Annotated in this window: 15 protein-coding genes and 1 riboswitch; of the genes, 8 read left to right on the top strand and 7 right to left on the bottom strand. The window is 66.4% G+C overall.

Features of this window, described 5'->3' with window-relative positions; genetic code table 11:
• Positions 1 to 84: 84 nt before the first annotated feature.
• From metK to WMO45_RS12295, 3 genes are all read right to left on the bottom strand, one after another.
• Positions 85 to 1,266 (bottom strand): methionine adenosyltransferase, encoded by a 1,182-nt coding sequence (metK, locus tag WMO45_RS12305; RefSeq protein WP_349141096.1) that lies wholly within the window; start codon positions 1,264 to 1,266, stop codon positions 85 to 87.
• A gap of 76 nt (positions 1,267 to 1,342) precedes the next feature.
• Positions 1,343 to 1,436: riboswitch (SAM riboswitch) on the bottom strand.
• A gap of 84 nt (positions 1,437 to 1,520) precedes the next feature.
• On the bottom strand, positions 1,521 to 2,765 hold the full coding sequence (locus WMO45_RS12300) for an adenosylhomocysteinase (protein WP_349141095.1): 1,245 nt from the start codon (positions 2,763 to 2,765) through the stop codon (positions 1,521 to 1,523).
• Positions 2,762 to 3,724 carry a radical SAM protein gene (locus WMO45_RS12295; protein ID WP_349141094.1) on the bottom strand — a complete coding sequence of 321 codons (963 nt, stop codon included), beginning with the start codon at positions 3,722 to 3,724 and terminating at the stop codon, positions 2,762 to 2,764. Before WMO45_RS12295 ends, WMO45_RS12300 begins: the two co-directional genes overlap by 4 nt.
• A gap of 222 nt (positions 3,725 to 3,946) precedes the next feature.
• Between WMO45_RS12295 and WMO45_RS12290 the strand changes: the two genes are divergently transcribed.
• Entirely contained in the window at positions 3,947 to 6,265 is a 2,319-nt protein-coding gene (locus WMO45_RS12290; protein WP_349141092.1) for a polysaccharide pyruvyl transferase family protein, read from the top strand.
• An 88-nt stretch (positions 6,266 to 6,353) separates the two neighbouring features.
• Positions 6,354 to 7,202 (top strand): rhomboid family intramembrane serine protease, encoded by an 849-nt coding sequence (locus WMO45_RS12285; RefSeq protein ID WP_349141091.1) that lies wholly within the window; start codon positions 6,354 to 6,356, stop codon positions 7,200 to 7,202.
• Between the two features lie 45 nt (positions 7,203 to 7,247).
• Here WMO45_RS12285 and WMO45_RS12280 read toward each other — a convergent pair whose 3' ends face one another.
• Complete coding sequence (locus WMO45_RS12280; protein WP_349141090.1) at positions 7,248 to 8,417, bottom strand: tRNA(Met) cytidine acetate ligase; 1,170 nt, start codon at positions 8,415 to 8,417, stop codon at positions 7,248 to 7,250.
• 164 nt (positions 8,418 to 8,581) lie between these two features.
• Here WMO45_RS12280 and WMO45_RS12275 point away from each other — a divergent pair, with 164 nt between their 5' ends.
• Positions 8,582 to 9,778, top strand: a complete 1,197-nt coding sequence (locus tag WMO45_RS12275; RefSeq protein WP_349141089.1) for an acetate/propionate family kinase — start codon at positions 8,582 to 8,584, stop codon at positions 9,776 to 9,778.
• Positions 9,779 to 10,298: 520 nt separating this feature from the next.
• On the opposite strand, the gene WMO45_RS12270 is transcribed toward WMO45_RS12275, so the two are convergent.
• Entirely contained in the window at positions 10,299 to 11,408 is a 1,110-nt protein-coding gene (locus tag WMO45_RS12270; RefSeq protein ID WP_349141088.1) for a 5-bromo-4-chloroindolyl phosphate hydrolysis family protein, read from the bottom strand.
• A 306-nt stretch (positions 11,409 to 11,714) separates the two neighbouring features.
• Between WMO45_RS12270 and WMO45_RS12265 the strand changes: the two genes are divergently transcribed.
• The 3 genes from WMO45_RS12265 to WMO45_RS12255 all read left to right on the top strand — a co-directional run bounded on the left by WMO45_RS12265 (position 11,715) and on the right by WMO45_RS12255 (position 15,158).
• Complete coding sequence (locus WMO45_RS12265) at positions 11,715 to 13,619, top strand: VanW family protein (protein WP_349141086.1); 1,905 nt, start codon at positions 11,715 to 11,717, stop codon at positions 13,617 to 13,619.
• 66 nt (positions 13,620 to 13,685) lie between these two features.
• A complete protein-coding gene (locus WMO45_RS12260) occupies positions 13,686 to 14,363 on the top strand; it encodes a DUF2461 domain-containing protein (RefSeq protein WP_349141085.1) in 678 nt (225 codons plus the stop codon).
• A gap of 75 nt (positions 14,364 to 14,438) precedes the next feature.
• On the top strand, positions 14,439 to 15,158 hold the full coding sequence (locus tag WMO45_RS12255; protein WP_349141084.1) for a polysaccharide deacetylase family protein: 720 nt from the start codon (positions 14,439 to 14,441) through the stop codon (positions 15,156 to 15,158).
• Here the strand turns inward: WMO45_RS12255 and WMO45_RS12250 are convergent.
• On the bottom strand, positions 15,149 to 16,075 hold the full coding sequence (locus WMO45_RS12250) for a CPBP family intramembrane glutamic endopeptidase (protein WP_349141083.1): 927 nt from the start codon (positions 16,073 to 16,075) through the stop codon (positions 15,149 to 15,151). The genes WMO45_RS12255 and WMO45_RS12250 overlap by 10 nt on opposite strands.
• 134 nt (positions 16,076 to 16,209) lie before the next feature.
• On the opposite strand from WMO45_RS12250, the gene WMO45_RS12245 reads away from it, so the two are divergent.
• Positions 16,210 to 18,495: a vitamin B12-dependent ribonucleotide reductase gene (locus WMO45_RS12245; RefSeq protein ID WP_349141082.1), complete on the top strand. Its 2,286-nt coding sequence runs from the start codon at positions 16,210 to 16,212 to the stop codon at positions 18,493 to 18,495.
• 65 nt (positions 18,496 to 18,560) lie between these two features.
• Here the strand turns inward: WMO45_RS12245 and WMO45_RS12240 are convergent, their stop codons facing one another.
• Positions 18,561 to 19,973: an AAA family ATPase gene (locus tag WMO45_RS12240; RefSeq protein WP_349141080.1), complete on the bottom strand. Its 1,413-nt coding sequence runs from the start codon at positions 19,971 to 19,973 to the stop codon at positions 18,561 to 18,563.
• 174 nt (positions 19,974 to 20,147) lie between these two features.
• Here WMO45_RS12240 and WMO45_RS12235 point away from each other — a divergent pair, with 174 nt between their 5' ends.
• Positions 20,148 to 21,092 carry an Ig-like domain-containing protein gene (locus WMO45_RS12235; protein ID WP_349141079.1) on the top strand — a complete coding sequence of 315 codons (945 nt, stop codon included), beginning with the start codon at positions 20,148 to 20,150 and terminating at the stop codon, positions 21,090 to 21,092.
• The last annotated feature ends 77 nt before the right edge of the window (positions 21,093 to 21,169 follow it).

Here is a 21,169-nt window from a genome sequence, read left to right as displayed (position 1 = left end):
TTCAAAAAGATAAGCGCGGAGCCGCGCTCCGCGCTTATCATTGTACCGGAAATCCGCCGGGAAATCAACCGGCTTTTCCCGTGCTTACCGATAGCTCTTGAGGGTCTCCACCAGGTCGGTGTGCTCCCAGGGCAGATCGATGTCGGTGCGGCCGAAGTGGCCGTAGGCGGCGGTCTGCTCGTAGATGGGCCGGCGCAGGTCCAGCTTCTCGATGATCTTGGCCGGGCGCATGTCGAAGTGGCGGTTGACGATCTCGGAGAGCTGCTCCTCGCTGAGCACGCCGGTGCCGTAGGTGTCCACCAGCACGCTGACGGGGTGGGCCACGCCGATGGCGTAGGCCAGCTCGATCTGGCACTTGCGGCACAGGCCGGCGGCCACCAGGTTCTTGGCGATGTAGCGGGCCATGTAGGCGGCGGAGCGGTCCACCTTGGTGGGGTCCTTGCCGGAGAAGCAGCCGCCGCCGTGGGCAGCGGCGCCGCCGTAGGTGTCCACGATGATCTTACGGCCGGTGAGGCCGGTGTCGCCCACGGGGCCGCCCACCACGAAGCGGCCGGTGGGGTTGACGAAGAACTTGGTGTCCTTGGTGATGTACTCGGCGGGGATGACGGGCTTGATGATCTCCTCCACCACGGCCTCCCGCAGGTCCTTCAGGGCGATGTCGGGGTCGTGCTGGGTGGACACCACGATGGCGGGGCAGGAGAGCACCTTGCCGTCGTCGCCGTACTCCACGGTGACCTGGCTCTTGCCGTCGGGGCGCAGCCACTTGAGCTGGCCGGACTTGCGCACGTCGGCCAGGCGGCGGGAGAGCTTGTGGGCCATGGAGATGGGGGCGGGCATGAGCTCCTCGGTCTCGTCGCAGGCGTAGCCGAACATCATGCCCTGGTCGCCGGCGCCGATGCGGTCGGCCTCGTCGGTGCCGCCCTCCTGCAGCTCGTAGGACTCATTGACGCCCATGGCGATGTCGGGGGACTGCTCGTCGATGGCGGTCATGACGGCGCAGGAGCGGTAGTCGAAGCCGTAGGCGGGGTCGGTGTAGCCGATGCGCTCCACGGTGCGGCGGACGATGGAGGGGATGTCGGTGTAGTGCTTGGTGGTGATCTCGCCCATCACCGTAACGATGCCGGTGGTGGTGAAGGTCTCACAGGCCACGTGGGCCGTGGGATCGGCGGCCAGGATGTCGTCCAGGACGGCGTCGGAGATCTGGTCGCAGACTTTGTCGGGATGCCCCTCGGTAACGGACTCCGAGGTAAACAGACGGTGTGCCATAATAGAACTTCCTTCCTTTCTGTGTCGAGCGCAAAAACGCGCTCCGCCGGATGGCGGAGCGCGCGGAGCTCATCCATCCTCATCTTTCGATGTTCTCGCCGGATTTGGCACCTTGCATTGCAGGTTGCCGGGTTTCATCGGGCCGTTCCCTCCACCGCTCTTGATAAGGCATATTCAATTGACTGTGGCTTATTCTACCGGCTTTCGCCCGGTTTTGCAATAGACAAAATGCCCAGTTTGTGTAAAGGGATCGTTTACGCCTTCCAGCCGTTGAGGTAGTCCACCTGCTCGGGGGTGAGGGTGTCGATGGCCAGGCCCATGGCGGCCAGCTTCACCCGGCCGATCTCGTCGTCGATCTCGGCGGGCACCTGGTAGACCTTTTTCTCCAGGCCGTCCTTGTGCTTGACCAGCCACTCCAGGGCCAGGGCCTGGACGGCGAAGGACATGTCCATGATCTCCGCCGGGTGGCCGTTGCCGGCGGCCAGGTTCACCAGCCGCCCCTCACCGATGACGTTGAGCACCCGCCCGTCGGGCAGGGTGAAGCCCTCGATGTTGTCCCGGCGGACCTCCCGCTTGACGGCCATCTCGGCCAGTCCGGCCACGTCCACCTCGCAGTCAAAGTGGCCGGCGTTGGTCAGGATGGCGTTGTGCTTCATCACCGCGAAGTGCCGGGGGACGATGACGTCCTTGCACCCGGTGACGGTGACGAAGATGTCGCCGTACCTGGCGGCCTCGTCCATGGGCATCACCCGGAAGCCGTTCATGGTGGCGTCCAGGGCCTTGAAGGGGTCCACCTCGCAGACGATGACGTTGGCCCCCATGCCGGAAGCCCGCATGGCCACGCCCTTGCCGCACCAGCCGTAGCCGGCCACCACCACGGTCTTGCCGGCCACCACCAGGTTGGAGGTGTGCATGATGGCGTCCCACACGCTCTGGCCGGTGCCGTACTTGTTGTCATAGTAGTGCTTGGCCTTGGCGTCGTTGACCGCCATCATGGGGCAGGGCAGGATGCCCTCCCGCTCCCGGGCCTTCAGGCGCAGGATGCCGGTGGTGGTCTCCTCGCAGCCGCCGATCAGGTTCTCCCCCAGCTCGGCGCACTTGCCCCCCAGCAGGTGAATGAGGTCTCCCCCGTCGTCCACGATGAGGTGGGGCTTGAACTTCAGCGTCTCGATGAGGTGGCTCTCGTACTCCTCGGCGGAAGCGCCGTGGATGCCGAAGGTCTCCACCCCCAGGTCAGCCAGGCCGGCGGCCACGTCGTCCTGGGTGGACAGGGGGTTGGACCCGGTGAGCCGCACCTCGGCCCCGCCCTTGGCGAGCACATAGCCCAGGTTGGCGGTCTTGGCCTCCAGGTGGACGGACACCGCCACCCGCAGCCCGGCAAAGGGCTGCTCCTTGACAAAGCGGGCCTCGATGCCCCCCAGGGCGGGCATGAAGTCCCGCACCCAGCTGATCTTTCTCCGGCCGGACGGGGCCAGGGCCATATCTTTTACGATACTCATATGTTTCCTCCTTTGGGCGCGGCCGCCGAAGGGCTGGGCCCGTCCCAGAAATCCAGGGTCAGCAGGGGCTTGGTCCTGCGGAAGGCGCGCACGCGCCGGTGGATGTCGGTGAGCTGTTCGGCGCTGGCGGGGGGCGCCGTTCCGTAGGCCGGGCAGGAGAAGAACCAGCAGAACTTGGCCCCGGTGGTGATGACCCGGTCGTAATATGCCTCGGTGGCCACCCGCTCGGCGTTCTCCGCCGTGCAGCGGCAGGCCACGCCGAAGGGCAGCCGGTCCCGGCGCAGCAGCCCGGCCGCGCGCATGGCGTCCTCCGGGTCCACGTCCACCTGGATGGCGGGGAAGAGGTTGCCCACCCGCAGCAGGTCCTCGCACAGGGCGGGGGTGATGGACGCCGGCGGGGTGAAGGCGGCAAAGACGCAGTCGGTGTGCTTGTTGCACAGGGCGATGATCTCCTCCTGCCGGGCCAGGGGGTTGCCGCCGCTGAAGATGAACAGGTGGCAGCCGCCGGCCTTGCGCATCTCGATCTCCTCGTCCAGGCGGTCGAACTCCATGGACGGGCGCACCCCGTAGATGGAGGCTCCGCAGCCGGCGCAGTCCATGGCGCAGGGGAAGGACGGGTCGATGATGACGGCCCAGGGGGCCCGGTCCTGATCCAGTTCCCCGGCGGCGTTGCGCTCCGGCCACTCCAGCAGGCGGCCGTGGATGATGAAGTTTTCAAAGAGTTTTTTCAGTACCCGGTTGTCGATGTCGGTATACAGGCTTTTGATCAGGCGGTGCCAGTTGTTGTCCGGGTCGGTCATGATCTGGTGAAACAGATCCCCATAGGGCGGCGCGAGGCGCCCTCCGGCGTATTTGTCCACCCAATCCATCAGCTTGGGCAGGTTTGCGTCCGGGTCCCGTTCCAGATAGTCCAGCGCCCTGGCGACCCCAAATGCCCTGAGCCGGGCCGGTAAGCTCATGGATATGCACGCTCCTTCTTGGCTGGGGCTATACAGAATGATTGTATCATAAAGCATGCGCGCCCGCAACGCCATAGACAAAATCCGGACCTGTGTTTGATTTTCATACAAAATGCCCAGAATGTCTAACGGGGGCTCTGGCAGGCAATTCCGGGATATACTTTTGCCCCGGCGTATGGTATACTGAGACGATATCGACGTATGTAATTAGGAGTGAGCTTCATGCGCACGGGACTTATCACCTTCCACTTTGCCCACCACTACGGGGCCCAGCTCCAGGCACTGGCCACCATGAAGGCCATCCAGAACCTGGGCCACGAGTGTGAGATCATCGACTACCGCCTGCCCCACACCACCCGCACCAACCAGCTGTTCAAGAAGAGCGCCTCGGTGCGGGCGCTGGCCTCGGACGCCCACACCGCCCTGCACTATGCCGCTTTCCAGCGCCGGTACGAGCGCTTTGAGGAGTTTGTGGCGCGGGAGATGGACCTCTCCCCCACCCGGTACACCTCCTTTGCCCAGCTGCAGGCCGCCCCGCCGGCGTACGACGTGTATGTGTCGGGCAGCGACCAGATCTGGAACCCCTTCATCTTCGCCGACAAGCAGTTCGACCCCTCCTTCCTGCTGGCCTTCGTCCGGGAGGGGCGGCGCATCGCCTACGCCCCCAGCCTGGGGGTGCCCTCCCTGCCGGAGGACAAGGGCCGGCAGCTGCGGGAGTATGTGGCCCCCTTCTCGGCCCTGTCCGTGCGGGAGAAGCGGGGGCAGGTGCTGCTGCGGGAGACCGCCGGCCGGGACGCCCGGGTGGTGCTGGACCCCACCCTGCTGCTGACCGGGGAGGACTGGGGCAAGCTGGCCAATCCCCAGCGGCGGCAGGGGCCCTATATCCTGTGCTACTTCGTCTCCGACCCGGGGGAGGCCGCGCCCTACGCCCTGGCCCTGTCCAAGCAGACCGGCTGGCCCATCGTGCAGCTGGCCGGCGCCCGGCGGAAGATCGACGGCGCCCACGAGATCGTCTTTGACGCCGGCCCCCGGGAATTTCTGGCCCTGTTCCGGGACGCCCGCGCCGTGGTGACCAACTCCTTCCACGGGGCGGCCTTCTCCCTGCAGTTCCAGAAGGACTTTTTCACCTCCATGTCCCCCAAGGAGCGGGCGGAGCCCACCTTCTCCCGCATCTACAGCCTGCTCTCCCGCCTGGGGTGCACCGACCGGATCATCGGTCTGGAGGAGACCGCGCCGGTGGGCACGCCCATGGACTACGCCGCGGTGTATGAGAAGCTCTCCGCCGCCCGGGCCGACTCGCTGGCCTACCTGAAGGCGGCGGTGGAGGGGGCCGAGCTGCCGCCGGAGGAGCCCGCGCCCGCCGCTCCGGACCGGCCCATGCTGTGCAAGAGCGAGGACTGCACCGGCTGCACGGCCTGCGCCTCGGTCTGCCCGGTGAACGCCATCACCATGCGCCCCGACCACGAGGGCTTCCTCCGCCCGTCGGTGGGGGAGGCGTGCATCCTCTGCCGCAAGTGCGAGCAGGTCTGTCCCCCCCTGCATCCCCCGCTGCCCGGCCCCGCCCCCGCCTGCGCCCACGCGGTGTGGAACCTGGACGAGGGGGAGCGGGTGCAGAGCTCCTCGGGCGGCTTCTTCTCCCTGCTGGCCCGGTACACCCTGCGCCAGGGGGGCGCGGTGTTCGGCACGGTGCTGGACCAGGACATGACCGCCCGCCACGTCTGCGCCCGCAGCGAGGCGGAGCTGGCCCCCATGCGGGGCTCCAAGTATGTGCAGAGCCAGCTGGGGGACTGCTTCCGGCAGGTAAAGCAGCTGCTGGAGGCGGGCACGCCGGTGCTCTTCTCCGGTGTACCCTGCCAGGTGGACGGGCTCAAGCGGTACCTGGGCCGGGAGTATGAGCAGCTGCTGACCTGCGATCTGGTGTGCCACGGGGTGCCCTCCCCGGCGGTGTTCCGCGCCTGGCTGGACCGCCTGGAGGCCGACCGTGGGGCCAAGGTCACCGGCGTGCGCTTCAAGGACAAGTCCCACGGCTGGTCCCACCCCTGGCTCACGGTGGAATTTGACAACGGCAGCCGCTACACCGAGGACTTCAACCGCACGCCCTACGGCCGTGGCTTCGGCATGCAGCTGTTCCTGCGCCCGGCCTGCGCCCGGTGCCAGTACACCAGCACCAGCCGCCCGGCCGACTTCACCCTGGCCGACTACTGGGGCCTGGACCCCAAGCTCTCCCTGCCGGTGGAGCGGGACAAGGGCGTGTCCATGGTGCTGGTGAACAGCGCCCGCGGGCAGCGGGTCTTTGACGCACTCTCCCCCCGCTTCGGCCAGGTGGAGCGTCCGGTGGAGGAGGCGGTGGCCGGCAATCCCCGGCTCAAGAGCCCCCTGAAGGCCAACCCCCGCCGCGCGGCCTTTTTCGCCGCGTTTTCCACCTTGCCCTTCCCGGATGTGGAAAAGCGCTTTTTGGCCCTGCCCTCCCTGCCCTACCGGGCGGCGGCCAAGGTCCTCACCCCAGGTATGAAGGACAAGCTGCGCAAGGTACTGAAATAACGGATACGAAAAGTTTACAGTTTGTTCGTACATTCCGCCCCCGTGTCTGCTACACTGGACATCACCTGATCTTGGGAGGTAATCTTGTTTGAGACGATCGGTTGACACCTGGCTGGACCGGTTTTCCAGCCGGCATCCCCAGCTGGGTATTCCGGGCCTGATGAAATACGTGGTCATCCTGCAGGCGGTGGTCTACCTGCTGGATACCCTGAGCCGCGGGACCCTGTCCATGCTGCTCACCTTCTCCCCCAGCGCCATTCTCCACGGGCAGGTGTGGCGGCTGGTCACCTTCCTGTTTCTGCCGCTGGACTCCTCCAACGCCCTGTTTTTCCTGCTCTCGCTGTACTTCTACTGGTTCGTGGGCACCACCCTGGAGCGGGAGTGGGGCACCACCAAGTTCACGGTGTTCTACGGCGTGGGCGCCCTGCTGACCCTGGCCTGCGGCTTTGTGCTCAGCCTGTGGGGGGCGGGCAGCCTCATCAACATGTTCTATGTGAACATGTCCATGTTCTTCGCCTTCGCCACCCTGTATCCCGATCTGCAGGTGCTCTTCTTCTTCGTCATCCCGGTGAAGGTGAAGTGGCTGGCCTGGCTGGACGCGGCCCTGTTCGTCATTGAGTGCGCCCGCTATCTCTCCGTGGGGATGTGGTTCCTCTGCCTGCTGCCCCTGGTGGCGGTGGCCAACTACGTGCTCTTCTTCTGGTCGGACCTCATGGAGCGCTTCGGCCGGGTGCAGTACCGCCACTCCCGCCAGACGGTGAACTTCCGCCAGGCCACCAAAAAGGCCCAGCAGCAGAAGGGCTACATCCACAAGTGCGCCGTCTGCGGCAAGACCGACACCGACTACCCCGACGAGGAGTTCCGCTACTGCTCCAAGTGCAACGGCTACTACTGCTACTGCTCGGAGCATATCCACAACCACGTGCACATCGAGTAAACGCACCGCGCCCCGGACCAGAGTGGTCCGGGGCGCGGTTTTTCGCTAGGGCCGCACGGCGGGGCTGGTGGTGTACTCCAGCCCGCAGGGCCTGGGGGTGGGGAAGCACAGGCCGAAGAGGTCGGTGTACCGGCTCTCCGCGGCAAAGAGCGCCCGGCCCGGGCCGTCCAGGTCCCTGGCCTGGGCGGGCTTGGTGAGCACCGGCAGGGCACAGGTCTGCTTCATCCGCTTCAAAAGGGCCTGGCCCCGCCCGTTGAGCCCCAGCACCCGCACATAGGGGACCGCCGCCGGGCGGTCCTCTTTGTTCAGGCCCAGAAAGGCGCTCACCGCCAGCCGCCGCAGCCGGGCGTGGGGGTAGCGCTTGGTTTTGGCCAGGGTGTAGAACTCCTCCAGGGTACGGGCCTCCCGCGCCGCCCGCACCAGCCGGGCGGGGAGCCCCTCCGCACCGCCGCCGTCGGGGAGGGCAGCCCAGTCGCCCTCCCCCATGGTGCGCAGCCGGGCCAGCACCGCCCGCTCGGCCCAGGCGAGGGAAGCGGGCTCCCCCAGCGCCTCCAGGGCCCCGGCGGGCAGCAGGGGCGCGGCCTGCGCCGTCCTGCCCTCCCGCAGCAGGGCCCGGATGTGGGAGGCCGAGGCGAAGCCGTCCAGATGTCCCGTACTATCGTGGCCCGCCCCCCGGCGCGCCACCGTCATGGGGGTGATGGCGCTGCCCAGGGCATTGAGGGAGCGCAGGTACTCCACCCCCAGGTTGTTGTTGGGGGCGGAGAGGCAGGCCGCCCCGGCCGCCGCCTGCCGGGCGGCGGGAAAGGAGAGGCCCCGGTCCAGGGCGGAGCGGAGCTTCTGGGGGTAGTCGGGCGCGTCGATGGCGGCGGCGGCGGCGCGGAGGGGGTCCAATTCCCCGTCCTCACTGCCGAAGGACAGCACATCCACCACCCCTGTGGCCGCCAGCAGGCCCACCGCCCCCCGGGCGAAGGCCTCCGCCGAGGCCATGGCCCAGGGGGTGGGCAGCTCCAGCACCAGGTCGGCCCCGCCCTCCAGGGCCAGGGCGGCGCGGGTCCACTTGTCCGCCAGGGCGCACTCCCCCCGCTGGACCCAGTGGCCGCTCATGACGCACACCACCGCCCCGCCTTCCCCCAGGGCGGAGCGGGTCCGGGCCAGGTGGAAGGCGTGGCCCAGGTGGAAGGGGTTGTATTCAGCGACGATCCCGGCGGTGGGCATGGCGGTTCCTCCAAACACAGGGGCGAAAAATTTCCCCGATTCTTTCTAAAATATGGGTTGTCCTTTCGCGGAAAAGGGGCTAAAATAAATGTGATATGTGTTCCTATTCTACTATAAGAGCAGTATGCCCACAAGTCATAGTTTAGTAAGGAGAGATCGATCCAATGAAAGTTCTGGTCATCAACGCCGGCAGTTCTTCCCTGAAGTATCAGCTCATGGACCCCGAGACCCGTGAGGTCCTGGCCAAGGGCCTGTGCGAGCGCATCGGCATCGACGGCCGTCTGACCCACAAGGTGCCCGCCAAGGACGCCAAGTATGAGTTTGAGATCCCCATGCCCACCCACGCCGAGGCCATCCAGGCGGTGCTGGACGCGCTGCTCTCCAGCGAGCACGGCGTCATCAAGAGCGCCGCGGAGATCGACGCGGTGGGTCACCGCGTGGTCCACGGCGGGGAGAAGTTCGCCTCTTCCGTGCGCATCACCGACGACGTGATGGCCGCGCTGGAGGAGTGCATCCCTCTGGCCCCTCTGCACAACCCGGCCAACATCACCGGCATCCAGGCCTGCGAGAAGGTCATGCCCGGCGTGCCCATGGTGGCCGTGTTCGACACCGCCTTCCACCAGACCATGCCCGCCAAGAGCTATATCTACGCGCTGCCCTACGAGTACTATGAGACCGACAAGGTCCGCCGCTACGGCTTCCACGGCACCTCTCACCGCTATGTGTCCGCCCGTGCGGCCGCCATGCTGGGCAAGCCCATTGAGGAGCTGAAGATCATCACCTGCCACCTGGGCAACGGCTCCTCCGTGGCCGCGGTGGACGGCGGCAAGAGCGTGGACACCTCCATGGGCTTCACCCCCCTGGCCGGCGTGCCCATGGGCACCCGCTCCGGCGATCTGGACGCCGGCATCCTGGAGTACCTGATGAACAAGTACGGCTACGACATGAAGGAAATGATGAACATCCTCAACAAGAAGTCGGGCGTGCTGGGCATCTCCGGCGTGTCCTCCGACTTCCGCGACATTGAGGACGCCGCCAAGCAGGGCAACCAGCGTGCCGAGCTGGCGCTGGAGGCCTTCCAGTACGGCGTGAAGAAGCTGGTGGGCGCGTACGCCGCCGCCATGGGCGGGGTGGACGCCATCGTCTTCACCGCCGGCGTGGGCGAGAACGACGCCGCCACCCGCATGGCCGTGGCCTCCGGTCTGGAGTTCATGGGCGTGAAGATGGACGCCGAGGCCAACAACACCCGCGGCAAGGAGACCGTCATCTCCGCTGCCGACTCCAAGGTGAAGGTGCTGCTCATCCCCACCGATGAGGAGCTCATGATCGCCATGGACACCGCCGCCATCGTCAAGGGCTGAGACTGTCGGAAAAGCGGCTGCGCCGCTTTTCCGAGTCAGATGCAGCCCGCCGCGCGCAGAATGGTCCGCCGCCGGCGGCCACATTCCACACTTGCGGGCTGAGAGGTGTTTTCCCCGACGCACATGTCGCCGGGGAAAACCAATCTGGATTTGCTTCACGCCTGTGGGGCCTGATCCGCAACGAAAAAACGACCCGGGAGCTTGCCGCTTCCCGGGTCGTTTTTGATCTATTCTCACACGCGGCCGCGTGTTGTTGTTTGTCTGCCCCCTCAGCCCGGGGGCAGTGAAAAGATCTTCCGGTGGTTTGAGCACGCTCTGGATGGCATTTTTCCTCGCACGCTCCCGGCAGCGGATCTTTTTTTCGTGTTCCTCGGCTGTGGTTATAGAATAGCACTTCCCCGCCCGGCAATGGTGGACCGTTTTTGACCCTGTCATGAACAGTTTGTGAAGTTCTCCCAGCCGGACCAAAAAGCGGCGCGGCCCCGTGGGCCGCGCCGCTTTTGCTCTTTTATAGGTCGTGTCAGCCCCCCAGGGTCATACCGCCGCCGCCGGAGAGGCCGTCCTTTTCCAGCATCCGCTCCAGCACCTGCACGTCGGTGGCGATGTCCATGGCGTCGTCCTGGAACAGGCGGTCCAGCTGCTTTTCAAAGCCCTCCACCACTTTGTCCATCATACCCTCGATGCGCTCCTTGGCCGAGCGGATGTTCTCCCCCTCCACGCCCTGTTCTTCCATGCGGGCATAGGCCCGCAGGATCTTCAGGGTGGTGGGCAGGTAGTAGCTCAGAAAACTGTTCAGCTGTCCGGCCCGGCCGGGGTTCTGCTTCTGGTAGGCGAAGATCTTGCCGGTGATCTCCCCGATGCGGTCGATCTTGCGGCTCATCACCGGGTCGTCGATGTCGTCGTTGAGCCGGCGGATCTCCCCCAGCACCGCGTTGTCGTCGCTCATGTCCAGGGTTTCCTCCTCGTCCTCCTCGCTCTGGGGGGCGGGGGGCTCCTCCTCGGGCAGGCCCTCGTCGCTGAGGATGAGCCGCCCGGTGGACATATCCAGATACCCGGCCTCCAGGATGCCGCTGTCCAGCATCTCCTGCAGATCGTCACAGGCCTTGTGTACCGACACGGGCATGGCCTGGGCCAGGGTGGTGATGGAGATGCTCTCCCGCCGGCCGATAAGGGCCAGGTACTTGCGGAAGCGCCGGGCCTTCTTGCTGCGCTGGGTGCCCGCCCAGATCATGGCCAGGCCGCCGCAGAAAAAGCCGATCACCGGGGACATGATGGCCAGAGCCTGAATCAGCCCCTCGCTCAGGGCCACCGCCGGCAGGCTGGTCAGGGCGATGCCGAAGATCACCGCCACCACGATGCCCGCCACCGTGAGGCCCTTGCCCGGCTTGCCGCTCATCGCCGGGGTCTTCTGCCGGGCGGGGCCGCGCCCCATGCCCTGGGTGCCCGGGACCGGCCCGGCGCTCTCCCGGCGGATGTCATAGGGATGTTTGCGCCGCCGGCCTCCGCCCATCAGCTTGCGCAGCAGCAGGAAAAGTCCCACCGGCCAGATGCTGACCAGCAGGACGATGGTCACGATCCAGTAGATGAGATCCCCGGAATCGTTCCGGTTCGGATTGTCGTAATATGCCATGTATGGTACCCCTCCCCTTCCCGAGGTCTGTCCGTCTAACTGTGATTTTAACACAGAAGTGTTAAAGTTTTGCTGAATAACTTCTTTAAAAAACATGAAAGATGAAGTGGTATCTCTTTGCGTACTCTGTTATCATACCGCCAAATGGGCGCGGTGTAAAGCGTTTTCCTTCGATGGGCATGTTACCGTTCTGTAATTGCATTTTGCCGCGGAACGCCCTATAATAGGGACAACTGCAACCTCCCGCCGGGAGGTGCGGGAAAAAATGGAACGTTTGCATCCCCTGGATGTTGGGAGTTGATGTGCATGGAAAAACGGGATGGAAAACGGGTCGCCGGCAAGGCGGGCCGGGGCGGTCGGGTGATCCTGATCGTGCTTTTGGCCCTGGTCCTGGTGGCGGCGGCGGGCTATGCGGGCCTGTGCGCCCTGGCCGGGAGCGGGAGCTTTTTGCCCCACACGGTGATCGGCGGGGTGGACGTGAGCGGCCAGACCGCCCAGCAGGCGGCCGAGACCCTCAGCGCCCAGCTGCCCCAGCGGCTGGCGGGGCTGAGCGTAAGCTTTACCTGTGAAGGGAAGGAATATACCCAGTCGGGCGGCGACGCCGTGGCCGACGTGGACGCGGCGGTGGAGCAGGCCGCCAATGACCAGTTCACCGGCTTTCTGGGCCGGGGCCTGCGGTATCTGACCGCTCTGGCCGGGGGCGGGCGCTACCAGGTGCCCCTCTCCTTCCAGGGCACCCCCGCTGCGGTGGAGCAGGCGGTGGAGGAGTGCTCCGACCCGGAGGCTCAGACCACCTGGGACTTTACCGACAACCAGCTGATTTTCCACAAGGGAGTCACCGGGCGCACCATCGACACCGCCGATCTGACTACCCGCCTGACCGAGCAGCTGGAGCAGCTGCTTCTGGAGGGGGACACCGGCGCGCTGGAGCCCATCGAGGCCCAGGTCACCACCGCCCCTCCGGCCGACCCGGACTTTGACGCCATCCACGACGCGATCTGCACCGAGCCCGCCGACGCCTACTTAGATAAGGAGACCAAGCAGATCGTCGCCTCGGTCACCGGCGTGACGTTCTCGGCCGAGCAGGCCAAGGATCTGGTGGACGCGGCGGAGGAGGGCACTGATGTGGAGGTGCCCGTCACCCTGGAGGAGCCCAAGATCACCACCGCGGATCTGGAGGCCAACCTCTTCAAGGACGTGCTGGGCAAGTCCTCCACCCGGACGGCGGGCGGTTCCTCCCGCTGGCACAACGTGGATCTGGCCTGCCAGCGGGTGAACGGCACCATCCTGCTGCCCGGGGAGGTCTTTTCCTACAACGAGCTGTGCGGCCCCTATTCCCAGGCCGGCGGATATGAGAAGGCGGGCGCCTACGTCAGCGGCAAGACCAGCGACACCTGGGCCGGCGGCGTGTGCCAGCTCTCCTCCACCATCTACTACACCACCCTGAAGGCCAACCTGGAGACGGTGGAGCGCACCAAGCACAAGTACGACGTGGGCTACCTGCCCTATCCCGGACTGGACGCCACGGTGTACAGCGACTCGCTGGACTTCAAGTTCAAGAACAACACCGATTACCCCATCAAGATCGAGGCGTCCCTCACCAAGACCAGCAGCGGCGTGCGCTACTGCAACGTGACCATCTACGGCACCAACACCACCGGCATCTACGGCGACCCCTATTCGGTGGTGCTGAGCACCATCCAGCCCAAGACCCTCTATGAGCCCAACAGCTCGGTCCCCCAGGGCTCCAAGCCCCAGAAGGACCCGGAGCGGACGGCCTATACCGGCAAGAAGGTGGAGGTCCACCAGCGCCTGCGGGACGCCAACGGCAACGTCATCAGCGACACCGTCATCCATGTGGACACCTTCTCGGCCCGGGACGCGGTCTACTTCTACAACCCGGCCGACGCGGCCCTGTGGGGCATCGACCCGGCCACCGGCCTGCAGACCCTGACGCCCACGGCCACGCCCACACCGGCGGCTACGCCGACCCCGGCGGCGACCCCCACGCCTTCGGCCACCACGACTCCGGAGGCCACCGCTACCCCGGCGGCAACCCCCACCCCGGCAGCTACGCCGACCCCGGCAGCCACAGCCACGCCGGAGGCTACGCCGACGCCGGCAGCCACGGCCACGCCGGAGGCCACACCGGCCACCTCCTCCGGCCCAGGCATGGAGCCGGTGGAGACCGCCGCCTCCCCTACCCCATAACCGCAGCAAACAGGGCCCCCCGCTCCGGGCGGGGGGCCCTGCTGTGTCAGACAAAGGAGCATGTCCATGTTTCAAGGTTTTTCCGATGCCACCGTGGATTTCATGTGGGGCATCCGCTTCAACAACGACCGGACCTGGTTTGAGGCCCACAAGCAGGAGTACCAGCTCCACTTCCAGCAGCCCATGAAGGCCCTGGCCGACGAGGTGTACGCCGGCTTCACCGACCGCCACCCCGACCGGCCGCTGGTCTGCAAGGTCTCCCGCATCTACCGGGACGCCCGGCGGCTCTTCGGCCGGGGGCCCTACAAGGACCATCTGTGGCTGAGCCTGGTGCGCCCCCATGAGGAGGGCTGTGCCGAGCCGGTGTTCTGGTTCGAGCTGGCCCCGGAGGGCTGGTCCTGCGGCATGGGCTTCTGGCAGGCGCCGGCGGTGACCATGGCCAAGTTCCGTGCCCGCATGGACCGGGACCCGGCCCCCATGGAGCGTCTGGCCCGGCGCTTTGCCGCCCAGGACCGCTTTGCCCTGGAGGGGGAGGACTACAAGCGCCCCAAGCCGGCCCCCTCGCCCCTGCTGGCCCCCTGGTACAACAAAAAGAACCTGGCTCTCTCCCACGACGCCCCCCACGAGCCGGTGCTCCGCAGCCATGAGCTGGTGGAGCTGCTGCTGGAGGGGTACGACTTCCTGCTGCCCTACTACGACTACCTGCTCTCGGTTTCGAGCGACCCGGACCCCCGGGCGCAATGACAATTTTTACAGCGTAAATCCCTCCCGGCGCCGCACATACTAGCACAAACGGCGTGGAGAAAGGCGGCGGATGGGATGAAGCAGATTTTCCGGCGGCGCGCGGCCCTCTGGCCCGCGCTGCTGTTTTTTGTTGCGCTGGCCGGGTGCGGCCCGGCCCGGACGGTGGACGCGGTGGTGGAGCTGCCGGAGGAGCCCAAGCTGGTGGCCCTGACCTTTGACGACGGCCCCCGCCGCGCCACCACCACCCGCCTGCTGGACGGGCTGGCCCAGCGGGGGGTGCACGCCACCTTTTTCCTCATCGGCTCCCAGGTGGAATACCAGCAGGACGTGGTGCAGCGCATGGACCGGGAGGGGCACCAGATCGGCATCCACACCTTCGACCACGTGGAGCTCACCGAGCTCAACCATGCAGACTTCAGCGCCCAGGTGGACACCACCCGGGCGCTGCTCAAGCAGACGCTGGGCCACAACGACTTTCTGCTGCGCCCGCCCTACGGCCTGCTGGACGAGAGCGTGAAGCAGTGGGCGGGGTGCCCCATCATCCTGTGGTCGGTGGACCCGGAGGACTGGAAGGACCGGGACGCCGACCGGGTGGTGCAGGCGGTGGTGTCAGCCTGCCGGGACGGGAGCATCATCCTGATGCACGACATCTATCCCGAGTCGGTGGACGCCGCCCTGGAGATCGTGGATCAGCTCCACGCCCAGGGCTATCTCTTCTGCACGGTGGACGAGCTCTTCGCCGCCCGCTCCCTGCCCCTGGAGGCGGGGCAGGTCTACTCCAACGCCTATCCCTGAATGAGGTAGGTGGCGCTGAGCATCCCCCACAGCAGGCAGAAGCCGATCATTCCCGGGCTGCCCAGGAACAGGCCCCACCGCCCTTCGGCGGGCAGGTCGGGCCGGGCGGGCTGGAACTGGAGGTGCCGGTACAGCGAGCGCAGGCAGAACCCGCCCACCAGGATGGAGAACATGACCACCCCGGCCACCACCAGCTCTCCCGTGGACCCCAGCATCTCCATCAGGGGCACCAGGCCCACCGAGACGGCGTTGAGGGCGGCGTGGAGCAGCATGCACTGCCACAGACTGCCGCTGCGCACCGCCGCGATCCCCAGCACGATGCCCACCGCCGTGGAATAGAAGAACTGGCTCAGGTTGCCGTGGAACAGCCCGAAGCACAGGGCGCTGGCCACCACGGCGAAGCCCTCCCCCCAGGGGCGCAGCCGCTCCAGCAGCATCCGGCGGAACATGAGCTCCTCACACACCGGCGCGATGAGGCAGCCCAGCACCAGGTTGAGGACCAGGGGGTACTCGGTGGTCTGCTCCACCGGGTTGACCGGCGTGGTCCCCAGCAGGTAGCCCAGGGCCTGGATGATCTGCAGGGTGAGGAAATTGGTCAGGTACAGGGCGCACAGCGCCCCGGCCAGCATCTTCAGCAGCTCCAGGGGCCCCATGGGCCGGGGGGCCGGCCGGGCCGGGGCGGGCGTGCCCCGCAGCACCAGGCAAAACACGGGGAAGCCCACCCCGTAGGCCGACAGGGCGGTCACTGCCCACAAAAACACGGGCTGCCCCGTCACCTCGGGGCAGAGCAGCATGGCCGCCAGCGTCAGGACCACCTGGGTGGCCAGCATGCTCCCCATCTGGGCCGCCAGGGCCCAGCCCATGCGGGAAAAGCTCTGCCGTGCCTGCACCTCTTCCAATGTCAGTCTGCGTCCCATTCCGCCGCCTCCCAAAGAGTTTGCACTCATTATACCAATTTTTTCTCATTTCCACAAGAAACGAAATGTTGACAAGCCCTCTCCGCGCGGGTACAATATCTTGTGCTGAAATTGACTCGGAGGAGAGATTTTATATGCCCATTTCGGAAAACGCAAAGGCCGTGCTGGAGCGGCGTTATCTGGCCCGGGACGAGCAGGGCCAGCCCACGGAGACGGTGGACGGGCTGTTCCGCCGCGTGGCCAACGCCGTGGCCGAGGCCGACCGCCGCTTTGACCCCAAGGCGGACGTGGTGGCCACCGCCCGCCGGTTCTATGAGATGATGACCAACCTGGACTTTCTGCCCAACTCCCCCACGCTGATGAACGCCGGCCGTCCTCTGGGGCAGCTGTCGGCCTGCTTCGTGCTGCCGGTGGCCGACTCCATGGAGGACATTTTTGACGCCATCAAGAACGCCGCCCTCATCCACAAGAGCGGCGGCGGCACCGGCTTTTCCTTCTCCCGGCTGCGGCCCAAGGGCTCCACGGTGAACTCCACCGGCGGGGTGGCCAGCGGCCCCATCTCCTTTATGAAGGTGTTCAACGCCGCCACCGAGGCGGTGAAGCAGGGCGGCACCCGCCGGGGGGCCAACATGGGCATTCTGCGGGTGGACCACCCGGACATCATGGAGTTCATCACCTGCAAGAACGACACCACCGAGATCACCAACTTCAACATCTCGGTGGGCATCACCGAGACCTTTATGGAGGCGGTGGGGAACAACGCCATGTACGACCTGGTGGACCCGGCCACCGGCCGGGTGACGGGCCAGAAGAACGCCCGGGAGGTCTTTGACGCCATCGTCACCTCCGCCTGGCAGACCGGCGAGCCGGGCATCATCTTCCTGGACCGGCTCAACCGGGACAACGCGGTGCCCAGCCAGGGGGAGATCGAGTCCACCAACCCCTGCGGCGAGCAGCCCCTGCTGCCCTATGAGAGCTGCAACCTGGGCTCCATCAACCTGGTCAACCACCTGATGAAGACGGTGGCCGGCTGGGTGCTGGACCGGGCCAAGCTGGAAAAGACCATCCGCACCGCCGTGCACTTTTTGGACAACGTCATCGAGGTCAACCAGTATCCCCTGCCCGAGATCGACCAGATGACCCGCTCCACCCGGAAGATCGGCCTGGGAGTCATGGGCTTTGCGGACATGCTGCTCTACATGGGCGTGCCCTACAACAGCGAGGAGGGCGTGGCCCTGGCCCGGGAGGTCATGGACACGGTGAACACCATCGGCCACCAGGAGAGCGAGCGCCTGGCCGAGGTGCGGGGCGCCTTCCCCCTGTTTGAAGAGAGCATCTACAAGGACGGAAAGCCCATCCGCAACGCCACCGTCACCACCATCGCCCCCACCGGCACCCTGTCCATCATCGCCGGGGTGTCCTCCGGGGTGGAGCCGGTGTTCGCCTACGCCTACATCCGCAACGTGATGGACAACACCCACCTCATCGAGACCAACCAGATCCTCAAGGACAAGCTGGTGGAGGCCGGGGTGTACTCCGAGGCGCTGATGCAGCAGATCGTGGAGCAGGGCTCCCTGGCCCACGTGGACGGCATCCCCGAGGACATCAAGCGGGTGTTCGTCTGCGCCCACGACGTCTCCCCCATCTGGCACGTGCGGATGCAGGCCGCCTTCCAGGAGTACACCGACAACGCCGTGAGCAAGACGGTGAACTTCCCCAACTCCGCCACCAAGGAGGAGGTGGCCGAGGTCTACCGCCTGGCCTACACCCTGGGGTGCAAGGGCACCACCATCTACCGGGACGGCAGCCGCAGCGAGCAGGTGCTCAACATCGGCAAGGTCAACGACGGCAAGGCGTCCTCCGGCCGGGTGTGCGAGGAGTGCCAGCCCCCCCACGAGGCCTACGGCCACATCCAGCCCCGCCCCCGTCCGGCGGTGACCACGGGCTTTACCGAGAAGGTGCGCATCGGCTGCGGCAACCTCTACATCACCGTCAACTACGATGAGAACGGCATCTGCGAGGTGTTCACCAACACCGGCCGGGCCGGCGGCTGCCCCAGCCAGAGCGAGGCCACCGCCCGCCTGGTGAGCGTGGGCATCCGCTCGGGCATGGACCCCAAGGAGATCATCCAGCAGCTCAAGGGCATCCGCTGCCCCTCCTGCCTGCGCCAGCAGGGCGTGCCCGTCACCTCCTGCCCCGACGCCATCGCCAAGGCCCTGGAGAAGGTGCTCAAGGTCTCCCAGCAGAACCACGAGCCCGCTCCCGCCCCCATCGCCCCGGCGCCCAAGGCCTGCCCCATGCCGGGCATGACCCCCGCCGAGGCCAAGCTGGCCAAGTTCTGCCCCGAGTGCGGCGCCAAGCTGGAGCACGAGGGCGGCTGCGTCACCTGCCGTGACTGCGGCTACTCCAAGTGCGGCTGACCGCGGCTTTTTCCACAAAGAAAACAGCGCATGGCAAACGCCATGCGCTGTTTTTTGTTCTCCAGTCACGCCTCTTCCTTCAGGTCCGCCTCGGTGAGGGCCATCAGCTCCTCCTTGCCGGGGGCCTCCAGGGCGGCCAGCCGGTCGGCCTGCCGGGCCACCGCCCGCTCGAACCGGTTGCGCACGTCCCGGGCGTTGCCGAAGTTCTCGTCCCGCTGGTCGTAGAGGGCCTGGAACTGGGCCCGGGCGCACGCCTCCCCGGCCGGGTCCAGGGTGTAGCCGTTTTTGCGGCACATGGCCTGGAAGATCTCCATGAGCTGGGCGCCGTTGTAGTCGTCAAAGTGGAAGTACTTGTTGAACCGGCTCTCCAGCCCCGGGTTGGCGTGGAGGAAGCGCTCCATCAGCTCGGTGTATCCGGCCACGATGACGATCAGGTCGTCCCGGTGGTCCTCCATGCCCTTGAGCAGGGTCTCGATGGCCTCCCGGCCGAAGTCGTTGGGGGCGTCGGGGTTGGCCAGGGCGTAGGCCTCGTCGATGAAGAGCACCCCGCCCAGCGCCTTCTGGAGCACCTCCCCGGTCTTGAGGGCGGTCTGCCCCACAAAGCCGGCCACCAGGCCGGACCGGTCCACCTCCACCAGCTGCCCCTTGGAGAGCACGCCGATGGCCCGGTAGATCCCGGCCAGCAGCCGGGCCACCGTGGTCTTGCCCGTGCCCGGATTGCCCAGAAAGACCAGGTGCAGGCTCATGGGGGGCACCGGCAGGCCGTGCTCCTGCCGCAGCCTGCGCACCTTCACCAGGTTGATGAGGCTCTTGACGTCGGCCTTCACCTGCTCCAGCCCGCACAGCCCGTCCAGCTCGGCCATCAGCTCCTCCAGGCTGGGGGCGGGGGCCTCCTCCTGTGCCTCGCCGGCGGGCGGGGCGGGCGTCTCGGCCGGGGCGGGGTCGGGGGCGGGCCGGCGGGTGACGAACTGCCCCACGTCCAGCGGCGGCTTCTCCTCCGCCAGGCCGTCCCGGTCGCACAGGGTCCCCAGCGCGTCGGCGCAGGCGTTGACAAAGCCGGCCTCGGCCTCGCTCACCACGTCGTCCACCGCCGCGAAGAGCAGCAGCATCAGCACCGTCAGATCGGTGAACCGCCGGGCCAGATGGCTCCCCGCCACCTTGTCGCAGGCCCGCATGCGGGGGAAAAAGTCGGGGGCCCGGAAGCCCGGGTAGCCGCTTACGGCGGTGGACAGCTCCCAGAACAGGATGGAGGGGGCCGGGTTGCCCCGGGTGTAGATGGCGTTATAATATTCCACGTGCCGCGGGGTCAGGCTGGCCCCGTCCCGCTGCCACACCCCCAGGGCGCAGGCCCGGAAAAACACATCGGCCTCCCGGGTGAAGCGTTCCCGCAGCGCGGCGTCGGCGATCTGCCCCCGGAAGGCGGCCACCCCCTCGCTGTACTGCCGGTGCACCTCGGCGGCGCTGAGCGATCCCTTCAAGTCACAACACCTCGTTTCTCTTTTTGTTATTATATCCGAACCTTGGCCCCGGCGCAAGGCGGCTTTTGGTTGACATAAATATTAAAAAACCTTTACATTTTCCGCCCCGCCGTTGACGAAGGCGCGGACAGCGTGTAAAATGAAAGTAATCTGTCGACCGGAAGGAGATTTGGTATGGCATCTAAGCGCAGCAGAGGCAATCTGCCCGAGATGATCCACTGTGAATATTGCGGCGAGGACTATTCCTCTACTTATAAACACTGCCCGTTCTGTGACGAAATGGACCCCGAGGCGGACGACTACGATGAGGACGCCCCCGCCCGGGGCGGCAAGCGCCTGGTGACCAACACCCGCGGGGGCGGCTACGGCGCGCCCCCCTCTCCGCTGAAGATCATCGGCATCATCATCTCCCTGGCCCTCATCGTGGCGGCGGTGATCATCGTCATCTCCATCATCAAGCCCCTGGTCTCCCGGGGGAACGTCACCCTCCCCAGCGATTCGCCGGCCCCGGTGGAGAGCGTCTCCCCCGTCCCCGAGTCGGATGCGCCCACGGATGAGACCGCCCCTGCGGATACCGAGATGCCGGAGGACACCATCCCTGCCGACCAGACGGCCACCAGCTTCACCCTGGACAAGACCGAGTTCTCCTTCAGCGACCGCTGGCCCGATCCCATCACCCTGTCGGTCACCTTCGTGCCCGCCGGCTCCACCGGCACCATCAGCTGGAGCAGCAGCGACCCCGACGTGGCCGCGGTGGATGAAAACGGCACGGTGAGCCACGGCACCAAGAAGGGCAGCGCCACCATCACGGCCACCATGCCCGGCGGGGTGAGCCAGACCTGTCTGGTGTACAACTCGGTCACCTCGTCCTCCTCCTCTTCGGGCTCGTCCGGCTCCTCCTCCCTGTCCCTGTCCCGGAGCGACTTCACCCTCAGCTCCGGCCAGTCCTACCAGGTGAAGGTGAGCGGCACCTCCTCCACCCCCACCTGGAGCATCGGCAACACCGCCGTGGCCACCGTGTCGGGGGACGGCACCGTCAAGTACGTGGGCAAGGGCCAGACCACCCTGACGTGCACGGTGGACGGGCAGACCCTCAAGTGCATCGTGCGCTGCAACTGAACCGAAATACAAAACGGCCGTCCCGGCGGATGGCCGGGCATGCAGGCGGACAGCAGCGGCTGTCCGCCTGCTGTATT

This window comes from Flavonifractor hominis (genome assembly GCF_040095835.1).
Lineage (GTDB): Bacteria > Bacillota > Clostridia > Oscillospirales > Oscillospiraceae > Flavonifractor > Flavonifractor hominis.
Note: the sequence above shows the minus strand (reverse complement) of the source record. Positions and strands in the feature narration are given on the sequence as shown.

Excerpts from the sequence above, each read along its gene's own strand:
- metK (WP_349141096.1), bottom strand. The coding sequence starts at position 1,266 with ATGGCACACCGTCTGTTTACCTCGGAGTCCGTTACCGAGGGGCATCCC.
- WMO45_RS12300 (WP_349141095.1), bottom strand. The coding sequence starts at position 2,765 with ATGAGTATCGTAAAAGATATGGCCCTGGCCCCGTCCGGCCGGAGAAAG.
- WMO45_RS12295 (WP_349141094.1), bottom strand. The coding sequence starts at position 3,724 with ATGAGCTTACCGGCCCGGCTCAGGGCATTTGGGGTCGCCAGGGCGCTG.
- WMO45_RS12290 (WP_349141092.1), top strand. The coding sequence starts at position 3,947 with ATGCGCACGGGACTTATCACCTTCCACTTTGCCCACCACTACGGGGCC.
- WMO45_RS12280 (WP_349141090.1), bottom strand. The coding sequence starts at position 8,417 with ATGCCCACCGCCGGGATCGTCGCTGAATACAACCCCTTCCACCTGGGC.
- WMO45_RS12275 (WP_349141089.1), top strand. The coding sequence starts at position 8,582 with ATGAAAGTTCTGGTCATCAACGCCGGCAGTTCTTCCCTGAAGTATCAG.
- WMO45_RS12270 (WP_349141088.1), bottom strand. The coding sequence starts at position 11,408 with ATGGCATATTACGACAATCCGAACCGGAACGATTCCGGGGATCTCATC.
- WMO45_RS12265 (WP_349141086.1), top strand. The coding sequence starts at position 11,715 with ATGGAAAAACGGGATGGAAAACGGGTCGCCGGCAAGGCGGGCCGGGGC.
- WMO45_RS12260 (WP_349141085.1), top strand. The coding sequence starts at position 13,686 with ATGTTTCAAGGTTTTTCCGATGCCACCGTGGATTTCATGTGGGGCATC.
- WMO45_RS12255 (WP_349141084.1), top strand. The coding sequence starts at position 14,439 with ATGAAGCAGATTTTCCGGCGGCGCGCGGCCCTCTGGCCCGCGCTGCTG.
- WMO45_RS12250 (WP_349141083.1), bottom strand. The coding sequence starts at position 16,075 with ATGGGACGCAGACTGACATTGGAAGAGGTGCAGGCACGGCAGAGCTTT.
- WMO45_RS12245 (WP_349141082.1), top strand. The coding sequence starts at position 16,210 with ATGCCCATTTCGGAAAACGCAAAGGCCGTGCTGGAGCGGCGTTATCTG.
- WMO45_RS12235 (WP_349141079.1), top strand. The coding sequence starts at position 20,148 with ATGGCATCTAAGCGCAGCAGAGGCAATCTGCCCGAGATGATCCACTGT.